The organism is Streptomyces sp. NPDC127084 (assembly GCF_042724175.1).
Taxonomy (GTDB): domain Bacteria; phylum Actinomycetota; class Actinomycetes; order Streptomycetales; family Streptomycetaceae; genus Streptomyces.
In genome coordinates this window covers 61,306-73,135 of sequence record NZ_JBHXFA010000010.1, presented here as the reverse complement: position 1 = coordinate 73,135, position 11,830 = coordinate 61,306, and the positions used below count along the sequence as shown (strand labels likewise).

Genomic DNA, 11,830 nt, shown 5'->3' with positions numbered 1-11,830 from the left:
TGCGCGGCCAGTTGTTCCGCCTGCGCCCGCAACGCCGTCTCACCACGCGCCGACAACACCCACGGCACAGCGGGAAGAACAGGAGCAGCGGTTTCGCTCTCCTCCGCCACCTGTACCGGGGGTTCCTCAAGGATGACGTGGGCGTTGGTGCCGCTGATACCGAACGACGAGACACCGGCCCGGCGCGGACGGCCGTTGTCCGCCTCCCATGGCCGTTCCTCCGTCAGCAGCTCCACCGCGCCCGCCGACCAGTCCACATGAGGCGACGGCTCGTCCACGTGCAGTGTCCGGGGCAGGACCCCGTGCCGCATCGCCATCACCATCTTGATCACACCCGCGACACCGGCCGCCGCCTGCGCATGCCCGATGTTCGACTTCAACGACCCCAACCACAACGGCCTACCGTCCTCCGGCCGCTCCTGGCCGTAGGTGGCCAGCAGTGCCTGGGCCTCGATCGGATCCCCGAGCGTCGTGCCCGTGCCGTGTGCCTCCACGGCGTCCACATCCGCGGCCGTCAGTCCGGCCGATGCCAACGCCTGCCGGATCACCCGCTGCTGCGACGGGCCGTTCGGCGCAGTGAAGCCACTGGAGGCGCCGTCCTGGTTCACCGCCGAACCACGCACCACCGCCAGCACCCGGTGCCCGTTGCGCCGCGCGTCCGACAGACGCTCCAGAACCAGCACACCCACACCCTCGGACCAACCGGTCCCGTCCGCCGCCGCCGAGAACGCCTTGCACCGCCCGTCGGGGGAGAGCGCGCGCTGGCGGCTGTACTCCACGAACATGTTGGGCTGGGTCATCACGGTCACGCCGCCGACGAGGGCGAGGGAGCACTCGCCGCGTCGCAGTGCCTGGACGGCAAGGTGGAGGCTGACCAGAGACGAGGAGCAGGCTGTGTCGATGGAGACGGCCGGGCCCTCCAAGCCCAGGATGTAGGAGACGCGCCCGGAGACGATGCTGGCGACACTGCCCGCGGCGAGGTACGCCTCCAGGTCCCTGGGGATGGTGGCCTGGCCGGATCCGTAGTCGCAGTACATGACGCCGCCGAAGACGCCGGTGCGGCTGCCCCGCAGGGTCGCCGGGTCGATTCCGGCGCGTTCGAGCGCCTCCCAGGAAGTTTCGAGAAGGAGCCGCTGCTGGGGGTCCATGGCCAGGGCCTCGCGCGGGCTGATGCCGAAGAAGCCGGCGTCGAACTCGGCGGCGCCTTCGAGGAATCCGCCCTCGCGCACATAGCTCTTGCCGGGCTTGTCGGGATCGGGGTCGTAGAGGCCGTCAACGTCCCAACCGCGCTCGCTCGGGAAGGGGGTGATGCCGTCGCGGCCCTCGGCGACGAGGCGCCACAGCTCGTCGGGGCCGGTGACGCCGCCGGGCAGTCGGCAGCTCATGCCGACGATGGCCATTGGTTCGCGCTCGGACTGTTCGGCTTCGCCCAGACGTCGGCGGGCTTCGCGGAGATCGGCCGTGGTCCGCTTGAGGTAATCGAGCAGCTTCTCTTCGTTCGACTTCTCTTCGTTCGACATCCGCACACCTGCCTCTTCAGTACATGAGCGGGCCGGGTGTCACGGACCCGGCCCGTCGTGGCGCGGCCGCCTCCGGCAGCCGGCGTTCCCTTCGTTTCAGTCCGTCGTGCCGGGGCCGCCGTCCGCGCCGCCGGTCTCGACGGCCCAGCGGACGATGCGGCAGACGCCGTCGATCTCCTCCTCGCCGATGACCTCGCCGGTCGGCAGCGCCAGCACCCGCTCGGCCAGCGCCTCGGAGCGCGGCAGCGGCAGCGGTGCATGCGTCTCCGGCCGGTCGCGGTAGGGGGCGAGTTGGTGGCAGCTCGGGTGGAAGTAGCGGCGGGACAGCACGTTGTGGCGTTCCAGTACGGCCTGTACCTGGTCCGCGTGGAGGCCGGCACTCGCCTGGTCGATCTCGATGACCAGGTACTGGTGGTTGGCGCGCTCCCCCGGCGCCTGGCGCCGTACCGAGATGCCGGGCAGGCCGGCCAGTCCCTGTTCGTAGAGCCGGTGGTTGCGGGTGTTCTGCTCGATCAGGGCGTCGATGCGCTCCAGGGAGACGAGCCCCATGGCCGCGCTTGCCTCGCTCATCTTGGCATTGGTGCCGGCGGAGACCACCTCGCGGTCCTCGCCGATGCCGAAGTTGCGCATGGCGCGGGCGCGTCCGGCGATCTCTGGGTCGTCGGTGACCAGCGCACCGCCCTCGAAGCTGTTGATGAACTTCGTGGCGTGGAAGGAAAAGACCTCGGCGCTGCCGAAGGCGCCGACGGGGCGCCCGTGATGGGTGGAGCCGATCGCGTGGGCGGCGTCGAAGAGCAGGGGCAGTCCGTGCCGGTCGGCGAGGTCGGTGAGACCGTCGATCGGGCAGGGGCGGCCGAAGGCGTGCACGCCGAGGATGGCGCCGGTGGCGGGTCCGATGAGCTTCTCGGCGTGCGCCGGGTCGATGCCGGCGCTCTCCTCGTCGACGTCGCAGAAGACAGGCGTGAGACCGATCCAGTCCAGGGCGTGCGGAGTGGCCACCCAGGTGAAGGCCGGGACGATCACCTCGGATCCGGGGCGGACTCCGGTGGCACGGGCCGCGAGCTGGAGCGCCACGGTCGCGTTGCAGGTCGCCACGGCGTGGGCGGTGCCGGCCAGTATGGCGACCTGCTCCTCGAGTTCGCGCACCAGCGGGCCGCTGCTCAGCCACCGGCGGTTCAGCGCTCCGTCGATCTTCTCCCGGAGTTTTTCACGGTCGCCGATATTGGGGCGGCCGACGTGCAGCGGCTCGCGGAATACGGGAAGTCGGGACACAGAGGGAGCGTAAAGAGCGGGAACGCCTGGTGTTAACCCCTACCCATTCCCCTCCACCCCCTACGTGGTGCCGGCTCCGCCACGGCCGTTCTCGCGACCGTCCGACACCACCCCTATTCTGCGCCGGAAGTCGCTGACCGTACCGGGGTGCGATATTCCCTGGGGTTCCTGAACATTCCCAGTGCGCCCTTCTCGTTATTAGGCTCACCGGTGAATTGGGAAAGGCACGACCGAAGGGGATCTCACATGGCCCATGTTTTTCCCGCGGTGGCGCCGCCGTTGAGACCGCCGGACCGGCAGGGCGCGGTGCGCACCGCCGCGCGGATGGCCGAGTCGGCGCTGGCCGTGGAGGGCGTGGCCACCGGTAGCGGGGAGTTCCGGGACTGGTACGCCGGGCGGGTGCGCGAGGATGTCGCCGAGGTGCGCAGGATCCCGCTGGCCGAGCTGTCCGGGTGGTGTCGCGAGCCTGGCACCGGCAACCTCGTGCACGACTCGGGCCGTTTCTTCTCGGTGGAGGGGCTGGCGGCAGAGGACGCGGAGGGCGGCTTCCCCGGCTGGGACCAGCCGGTGATCCGGCAGCCTGAGATCGGCATCCTGGGCCTGGTCGCCAAGGAGTTCGGCGGGGTGCTGCACTTTCTGATGCAGGCCAAGAATGAGCCGGGCAACCATAACGGGGTGCAGCTGTCGCCCACGGTTCAGGCGACGCGGAGCAACTACACCCGGGTGCACCGGGGTGCTTCGGTGCCGTATCTGGACTTCTTCCGGCAGGCGGACCGGCACCGGGTGCTGGCCGACTCGCTCCAGTCGGAGCAGGGATCGTGGTTCGACGGGAAGCGGAACCGGAACATCGTGGTGGAGGTGTCGGAGGAGGTCGAGGTCGCGGTCGGGGAGAACTTCCGGTGGCTGACCCTGGGGCAGATACACCGGCTGCTCGCCGAGGACGACGTGATCAACATGGATGCCCGGTCGGTGCTGGCCTGTCTGCCGTTCGGCGGGGCCGACGAGGCGGCGGTACCCTCGGCCGGCGGCGGGCCGGGGGCGCTGCTGCTGCGGTCCTGCGCCGACGGGACGGGCGCCCTGCACACCACCGGCGAGATCTTGAGCTGGCTGGCCGGCCTGCGGGCGGTCAGCGGCCTGTCGGCGCGGCGCGTGCCGCTGGACAAGGTGCGCGGCTGGAAGCGCACCGAGGAGTCCGTGGCCCACGAGGACGGGCGGTTCTTCCGGGTGATCGGGGTGGATGTGCGGGCCGCGGGCCGCGAGGTGCGGCAGTGGACGCAGCCCCTGATCGAGCCGGTCGCGCAGGGCGTGGTGGCGTTCCTGGTCACCGAGCTCGGCGGGGTGGTGCACGCCCTGGTCAACGCCCGTACGCAGGCGGGTCTGGTCGACAAGGTGGAGCTGGCGCCGACGGTGCAGTGCGTGCCGTCGAACTATCCGCAGGCGGTGCGGCCGCCGCAGTTGCGTTTCCTGGACGAGGTGCTGGCCGCTCCGGCGCAGCGGATCCGTTTCGACAGCCGGCTGTCGGAGGAGGGCGGGCGGTTCCACCACGCGGTGAACCGCTATCTGATCGTCGACTGGCACGGCGACCACCGGATCGAGGACGACACGTTCCGCTGGATCGCCCTGCACCAGCTCGCCGGACTTCTCCGGCACGGTCACTACGTCAACATCGAGGCCCGCAGCCTGATCGCCTGCCTGCACAGTCTGACCGGCGGCACGGCGGCGACGGGCACGGGCGAGGAGGTCCCGGCATGACCGCAGCGGGTGACGGCGGCGCGGACGCCATGGAGTACACGCGGCTGGGGCGCACGGCGCTCCAGGTGAGCCGGCTGTGTCTGGGAACCCTCAACCTGGGGGTGCGCACCACTCAGGAGGAGGCGTTCGCCCTGATGGACGAGGCGCTGGAGCGGGGCATCAACTTCTTCGACACCGCCGACCAGTACGGCTGGCAGCGGCACAAGGGGTTCACGGAGGAACTGATCGGCGCGTGGTTCGCCCTGGGCGGCGGGCGGCGGGAGCGAGTGGTGCTGGGCACCAAGGTGTTCAACCCGATGAGCGACCGGCCCAACGACCGGGGGCTGTCGGCCCGGCACATCATCGCCGGGTGCGAGGACTCGCTGCGGCGGCTGGGCACGGACTGGATCGACCTGTACCAGATGCACCACGTGGACCGTGCGGCCTCTTGGGAGGAGGTGTGGCAGGCCATGGAGGTGCTGGTACAGCAGGGCAAGATCCGTTACGTGGGGTCGTCGAACTTCGCGGGCTGGCATCTGGCGGCGGCGCAGGAGGCCGCGAATCGGCGGCACTTCCTGGGGGTCGTCTCCGAGCAGTGCGTCTACAACCTGGTGACCCGGTACGTGGAGCTGGAGTTGGTACCGGCCGCGCAGGCGTACGGCATCGGGGTGCTGGTCTGGTCCCCGCTGCACGGCGGGCTACTGGGTGGAGCGCTGCGGAAGCTGGCTGACGGCACCGCGGTGAAGACGGCGCAGGGCCGGGCCGTGGTGGCGCTGGAGCAGCACCGTGACGCGGTGGCCGGCTACGAGAAGTTGTGCGCGGAGGCGGGGCTTGATCCGGCGGAGGTGGGCCTGGCGTGGGTGTTGAACCGGCCGGGGGTGACCTCGGTGGTGGTCGGCCCCCGCACCGCCGCGCAGCTGGCCGGGGCCCGGCGGGCGCTCGACCTGCGGCTGGACGAGGGGCTGCTGGCCGCGCTGGAGGAACTGTTCCCTCCGCTCGGCAACGGCGGTCCGGGACCGGAGGCGTGGGCATGGTGACGCGGGTGCTGGTGGCGGGAGGGGCCGGGTTCATCGGTTCGCACTATGTGCGCACCCTGCTCACCGGCGGGTTCCCGGCCTGGGCGGGCACCGAGGTGACCGTTCTCGACAAGCTGGCGTACTCCGGGAACCTGGCGAACCTGGAGCCGGTGGCCGGCGGATACACCTTCGTGCGGGGAGACATCTGCGACAGCGGGCTGCTGGCGTCGCTGGTGCCGGGGCACGACGTGGTGGTCAACTTCGCGGCCGAGACCCATGTGGACCGGTCGATCACGGCGGCAGACGTGTTCGCGATGACCAATGTGGTGGGCACACACCGGCTGGCCGGCGCCTGTCTGGCGGCAGGGGCGCGGTTGGTGCACGTTTCCACGGACGAGGTGTACGGCTCGATCGACACGGGCTCGTGGACGGAGGACGCGCCGCTTTCACCGAACTCGCCGTACGCGGCGGCCAAGGCGGGCGGCGATGTGCTGGCGCTGTCGTACGCGCGCACCCATGGGCTGGACGTGCGGGTCACCCGCTGCGGCAACAACTACGGGCCGTACCAGTACCCGGAGAAGGTCATCCCGCTGTTCGTGACCAACCTGCTGGAGCGGCGCCCGGTGCCGCTGTACGGGGACGGGCTGAACGTCCGGGACTGGATCCACGTCGACGACCACTGCCGGGGCATACAACTCGTGGCCGAGCGGGGCGCGCCGGGCGAGGTCTACCACATCTCGGGCGGTACGGAGCTGACCAATGTGGAGCTGACCGAACGGCTGTTGCGGGCCGTGGACGCCGGTCCTGAGATGGTGCGGCGGGTGCCGGACCGCAAGGGCCACGATCGGCGGTACTCCCTGGACGACGCCAGGCTGAGGGCACTGGGCTTCCGGCCGGGGACCCCCTTCGAGGCGGGCCTGGCCGACACGGTCCGCTGGTACGTCGACAATCCGGCCTGGTGGAAGCCTCTGCGCGACGGGCTGCCGGCGGTGTGACGCGGTGCCGGGCGGGAGGCGGGCCGGGCCGTGGGCACGGATCTTGTCCGTACACCGACCGGCCCTCAGGTCGGCGCGGATCGACGCCGGTGCAGCGCCGCCGCCCACGCCCGCCGGGCCCAGGGTGTCGCACCATCCGCCGCCGACCCGCCGACCCGCCGACCCGCCGGCCCGCCGGCCCGCCGGTCAGGAGACGGCCTCCCGCAGCAGTTCTGCCGCGACGGCGCGCAGCGCTTTCCGGTCGGTCTTGCGGTTGCCGTTGAGAGGGAACTCGGTCACGTGCTGGAATCGGCGCGGGATCATCCGGTCCGGCAGATGGGCGCGCAGGCCGCGGACCAGTACGGCCGGGGACAGCCGCTCACCGGTGTAGAAGCCGACCAGGGAGGTCTGCCCGTCCGGGCAGGTCACCGCGACGGTGACCGCGTCCTGCACTCCGGGCAGCCCCCGCAGCCGCTGGTCTATCTCGGCGGGCTCGACCCGCCAGCCCTGCACCTGCACCTGAGCGTCGAGACGGTCGACGTACGCCAGCACCTCGTCGCCGATCCGGCGCACCCGGTCGCCGGTGCGGTACCAGCGGCGGCCGTCCCGCTGGAGGAAGCGGCCCTCCTCGTCGGCCGGGTCCAGGTAGCCGGTGGTCATCTGCGGGCCGCTGATGAGGAGTTCGCCCTCGTCGGAGGCGGGTTCGCCGTCCTCGCCGAGCAGCAGCCAGTCGTGCCCCTTGTGCACCGTGCCGATGGGCACATACCCGTTGACGGCACGGTCCTGGGGTGACCACCGGTGGCCGGTGACGGTGACCGTCAGCTCGGTGGGTCCGTAGAGGTTCTCCACGTGCGAGTGGGGTGCCGCCCGCTGCCAGTCCTCGGCGTCCCGGCAGGTGAACGCCTCGCCGGCGAAGAAGCTCCAGCGCAGTCCGGGCAGCGATCCCTCCCCCAGTCCGCAGGTGCGGCGCACCAGGGCGACAGCGCTGGGCGTGGAGAACCACACGGTGAGTCCTGCCGAGGCGGCGAAGCCGGGCAGGTCGCGGTAGGCGGCCGCGGGAATCTGCTGGGCTGTGGCGCCGGCGCCCCACGCGCAGAACAGGTCGAACAGGGAGCAGTCGAAGTTGAGGTCGAAGGTCTGGGAGAAGACGTCCTCGGGGGTGAAGGGGTAGCGGGTGTCCAGGACCTGGAAGTAGTGGTCGGTGGCACCGTGCGTGACGCGCACGCCCTTGGGACGGCCGGTGGACCCCGACGTGAACAGGATGTAGGCGGTGTCGTCGGCGCGGACCGGGCGGGGCGCGGTGAGCGCGTATGCGGTGTCGGCGCGGACGGTGCCGCCCTCGGTTGCCAGCACCGGCAGCGGCCGGCCTCCGGGATCGACGGCGTCGGCCAGCAGGGCCTGTCCGGATCCGTCGGCGACAACCGCGGACACCGCGGCCGCGTCCAGCATCTGCCGGATGCGGGATGCGGGGAAGCCAGTACTCATCGGTACGACGGTCAGGCCGGCGAAGAGGCCCGCCAGCACGCCGGTGTACGCGTCAGGTCCCTTGTCCGCGAGCACCCCGATCGCGCCCGGTCCCGTGCCCGTCGGTTCCCCGACAGCCCTCGGCCCCTTGCCCGTTGCGCTCCGAAAGTCGCCGTCGACGGCGCGCAGCAGGGCGCCGGCCCAGGTCAGTGCCCGCTCGTGCAGTTGCCGGTAGGTCAGGCTCCAGCCGGGGCCGCGCACCGCGACCCGTTCGGGGGCAAGAGCGAGGCCGCGCAGGAACCGCGCGTGCAGGGCGGCTCCGTACGCCTCGGCTCCGTACGCCTCGGACATGGATGCTCCTCGGACGGTTCGTCACGCCCCGCCGTGGTGCCGGCTGCGGGGCTGGAGGGCCAGTCGTGGATTGACGCGGACCACGTCGAAGTTCTCGGTGGTGCAGGCGACTCGGCCGAACAAGTTGTCGACCCCGGCGACGTGGACCGTCGCCACCTCCTGACGGCGCAGCGCGGCCACCACGTCCGGCCAGCGCATGGGCCGGACGATGCCGTCCAGCAGCAGGGTGCGGATCTGGTCACCGGTGGTCAGCAGAGTGCCGTCGTGGTCGGAGACGACAGGCAGCCGGGGGTCGGCGAAGGGCAGCTTGCCCAGCACCTCGTCCTCGGCCCTGCGGCGCAGGTCGGCGAAGAGCGCCGAGTGCAGCGGCGGACGCATCGTGTAGAGCGAGAGCCCGCCGAGGGAGCGCACCCGCTTGCGGAACCATTCGAGGCTGTCCTCGCGCATCGAGACCATGTACAGGTCGTGGTCGACGTAGCAGGAGATGTCGTACCACTCCTCGCGCGCGTCGAGTTCGGCCAGCAGCTCCTGGAGCTTCGGCTCGGGGGTGCGGACGAAGGAATGGGTCACCACGTCCGTGTGGTGCTCGGCGAAGTAGGCGTCCTGGCAGGCGGCCAGCCGGGCGGTCATCAGTACCGCGTCGGAGTACGGCAGACAGCCGGCGTAGGCCGCGACCGCCTTGCCGCCGAAACTGGGGCCGGCGCAGTAGTCGGGGGTGATGCCGAGTTCGGCCTCCGCCCATTCGGCCAGCGCCAGGCAGTTGACGAGGAAAGCCACCTGGGCGGCTTCGCTGTAGTCGTGTTCCGACTGCCGGTAACCGTCGATCAGGGAATATCCGAGCACCTCGTCGGCGATGGCGACCAACCGACGTGCGTACGGGTTGGCCACCATGAACCGGCCCACGTCCGCGAAAGTCATCGCCCCCATGCCGGGGAAGACGATCGCGGAGCGGGACGACGCTTCCGTACGCGAATCCATCTGCATGGCCGTCCGCCTTCCGTTCATGCCGCAGGTGTTCAAACGTAGGGAACGCCGTTGGCTGGAATAACCCCTAGGGACCCTTGGGGTCCTTAAGGGGCAGACCCCGGCCGTTAGGGGTTGGGCGGCCAGGGTGGCCGGAATACGGTGTCTGCGCACATGAGGGAAGCCGTGTGGTGCGCTCCCCGCTGATCGGAGATGGGAAAGAGCCGGCGCCGAGCCCGGACTCGCCGCACCCGGCATTCCGTTCACCAGGGAGATGTCCTATGCGTGTCCTCATCACGACACTCGCGCTCGATTCGCACTTCTACAACACCGTGCCGATCGCGTGGGCGCTGCGCAGCGCCGGGCACGAGGTCCGGGTGGCCAGCCAGCCCGACCTCGTCCCCACCATCACCCGGGCCGGCCTGACGGCCGTTCCGGTGGGCCAGGCACTGAACCTGATGGAGCAGTCCCAGAAGGCCCCGGAGTCGGCGGAGGCCGGCTACGGCAGCGGCTACAACATCGCCGAAACCGACCCCGCCAAGCTGACCTGGGAGTACGTCAGGGACACGCTGGCTGCCTACGCCCACATCGCGGAACTGTCCACCAGCACCGAGATGCTCACGGACCTGACCCGGTTCGCCCGCGAGTGGAAGCCGGACCTGGTGCTGTGGGACGCGATGAGCTATGTCGGTCCGGCCGCCGCCCGGGCCTGCGGCGCCGCCCACGCGCGCCTGCTGTTCGGCACCGACCACTGGGCCCGTATGCGGGAGCTGTTCCTGCGCCTGGCCGCGGAGCAGCCCGAGGAGGCCCGGGTGGACGTGCTGCGGGACTGGATCACCGGCAGGCTGGCCGCACTGGACTGCGATCCGGAAGGCGACGGCCGGTTCGACGAGGAGCTGGTGGTCGGTCAGCGCACCATCGACCCGCTGCCGTCGTTCCTGCGGATCCACGCCGGACTCGACCGCATCCCGGTGCGGCCGGTGCCGTACAACGGGCCGTCGGTGGTGCCGGAATGGGTGACGCACGAGCGGCCCGAACGGCCGCGGGTGGTGCTCACCCTGGGCCTGACCCTGCCCGAGGCGTACAACGACGGTTTCCCCATCGCCGACCTGCTGGCGGCGGCGGCAGAGATGGAGGTGGAGCTGGTCGCCACGGTCGGCCCCGCCGTGGTCGACTCGCTGTCGGGTACAGCGCTTCCCGAGAACGTGCGGCTGGTGGACTTCGTGCCGCTCAACGAGCTGCTGCCGACCTGTTCCGCGATCATCCACCACGGCGGCATGGGCACGTTGCAGAACGCCCTGCGGCACGGTGTGCCGCAGGTGATCGTGCCGGGCTGGCTGTGGGACGAGCGGGCCACCGCGCTGGCGGTGGAGGGTCAGGGCGCGGGGCTGATGATCGAGCCCCGCGACTTCCGGGCCGACACGCTCCAGGCCGCGGTGGAGCGGGTGCTGAGCGAGTCCTCCTTCGCCGACAGCGCCGAGCGACTGGCCAAGGAGCTGCTGTCCGCGCCGGCGCCGCGGGACATCGTGCCCGACCTGGAGCGGCTGGCGGCCGAGCGGGCATGAAGGGCATCCTGCTGGCGGGCGGACACGGCTCCCGGCTCCAGCCGCTGACGCTCGCCGTGTCCAAACAGCTGCTGCCGGTCAACGACAAGCCGATGATCTACTACCCGCTGTCGGTGCTGATGCTGGCCGGCATCAGGGAGACCACGATCATCTCCACACCCCACGACCTGCCGCAGATCCGGCGGCTGCTGGGCGACGGGTCCGATCTGGGGCTCCGGCTCGACTACGTGGAGCAGCCGGTGCCCGGTGGCCTGGCGGAGGCGTTCATCCTGGCCGCGGACAACATCGGCGACGATTCGGTGGCGCTGGTGCTGGGGGACAACGTCTTCCACGGCAACAACTTCTACGACATCCTCCAGCGGGCCGCCCGCACCCTCGACGGGTGCGTGCTGTTCGGGTATCCGGTCGAGGATCCGGAACGGTACGGGGTCGGCGTCACCGACGCGGATGGCCGCCTGATCTCCATCGAGGAGAAGCCGGCCAACCCGCGCTCCAACCGGGCGATCGTGGGGCTGTACTTCTACGACAACGACGTGATCGACATCGCCAAGAACCTGCGGCCGTCACCGCGCGGCGAACTCGAGATCACCGATGTGAACCTGCACTACCTGCGACGTGGCAAGGCCCAACTGATCGATCTGGGCCGGGGTTTCGCGTGGCTGGACGCCGGCACACCGTCCTCGCTGCTCGCGGCGGGCCAGTACGTGTCCGTGCTGGAGCAGCGCCAAGGTGTGCGGATCGCCTGCGTGGAGGAGGTGGCGCTGCGCATGGGCTTCATCGACGCGGAGGCGTGCGAGAGGCTCGGGGCACGTCTGCCGTCCTCGGCATACGGGGCGTACGTGCGGTCCATCGCGGCCGAGCTGTCGTAACCGTACGACCGTCCCGACCTGCCGCGACAGCGTGCGCCCCCCCCCGCGCACCGGGGGGGGGGCGGGGGGGAGGGGCGCGGGGGGGGGGGGGTACGGGGGGCGCCC

At 70.9% G+C, this 11,830-nt stretch carries 9 protein-coding genes; 5 read left to right on the top strand and 4 right to left on the bottom strand.

Going from position 1 to position 11,830, the window contains the following annotated elements:
- Both ACFWI9_RS04540 and ACFWI9_RS04535 read right to left on the bottom strand, forming a co-directional pair.
- The coding region (locus ACFWI9_RS04540) for a type I polyketide synthase (protein ID WP_387159016.1) at positions 1-1,520 on the bottom strand (1,520 nt) is incomplete at its 3' end.
- Positions 1,521-1,616: 96 nt separating this feature from the next.
- Entirely contained in the window at positions 1,617-2,792 is a 1,176-nt protein-coding gene (locus ACFWI9_RS04535) for a DegT/DnrJ/EryC1/StrS family aminotransferase (RefSeq protein ID WP_387159015.1), read from the bottom strand.
- 246 nt (positions 2,793-3,038) lie between these two features.
- Between ACFWI9_RS04535 and ACFWI9_RS04530 the strand changes: the two genes are divergently transcribed.
- The 3 genes from ACFWI9_RS04530 to rfbB are packed head-to-tail and all read left to right on the top strand — an operon-like array spanning position 3,039 to position 6,534.
- On the top strand, positions 3,039-4,544 hold the full coding sequence (locus ACFWI9_RS04530; protein ID WP_387159014.1) for an NDP-hexose 2,3-dehydratase family protein: 1,506 nt from the start codon (positions 3,039-3,041) through the stop codon (positions 4,542-4,544).
- Positions 4,541-5,560, top strand: coding sequence for an aldo/keto reductase (locus ACFWI9_RS04525; protein WP_387159013.1), 1,020 nt, complete (start codon positions 4,541-4,543; stop codon positions 5,558-5,560). The genes ACFWI9_RS04530 and ACFWI9_RS04525 overlap by 4 nt, the downstream gene beginning before the upstream one ends.
- Entirely contained in the window at positions 5,554-6,534 is a 981-nt protein-coding gene (rfbB, locus tag ACFWI9_RS04520; protein ID WP_387159012.1) for a dTDP-glucose 4,6-dehydratase, read from the top strand. The genes ACFWI9_RS04525 and rfbB overlap by 7 nt, the downstream gene beginning before the upstream one ends.
- Positions 6,535-6,720: 186 nt before the next feature.
- Here the strand turns inward: rfbB and ACFWI9_RS04515 are convergent, their stop codons facing one another.
- Together ACFWI9_RS04515 and ACFWI9_RS04510 are read right to left on the bottom strand one after the other, a co-directional pair.
- Positions 6,721-8,328 carry an AMP-binding protein gene (locus ACFWI9_RS04515; RefSeq protein WP_387159011.1) on the bottom strand — a complete coding sequence of 536 codons (1,608 nt, stop codon included), beginning with the start codon at positions 8,326-8,328 and terminating at the stop codon, positions 6,721-6,723.
- 21 nt (positions 8,329-8,349) lie between these two features.
- Positions 8,350-9,312, bottom strand: a complete 963-nt coding sequence (locus tag ACFWI9_RS04510; RefSeq protein WP_387159010.1) for an ACP S-malonyltransferase — start codon at positions 9,310-9,312, stop codon at positions 8,350-8,352.
- A gap of 260 nt (positions 9,313-9,572) precedes the next feature.
- Between ACFWI9_RS04510 and ACFWI9_RS04505 the strand changes: the two genes are divergently transcribed.
- Together ACFWI9_RS04505 and rfbA are read left to right on the top strand one after the other, a co-directional pair.
- Entirely contained in the window at positions 9,573-10,856 is a 1,284-nt protein-coding gene (locus ACFWI9_RS04505) for an activator-dependent family glycosyltransferase (protein WP_387159009.1), read from the top strand.
- Positions 10,853-11,725, top strand: coding sequence for a glucose-1-phosphate thymidylyltransferase RfbA (gene rfbA, locus ACFWI9_RS04500; protein WP_387159008.1), 873 nt, complete (start codon positions 10,853-10,855; stop codon positions 11,723-11,725). The genes ACFWI9_RS04505 and rfbA overlap by 4 nt, the downstream gene beginning before the upstream one ends.
- Positions 11,726-11,830: the final 105 nt, after the last annotated feature.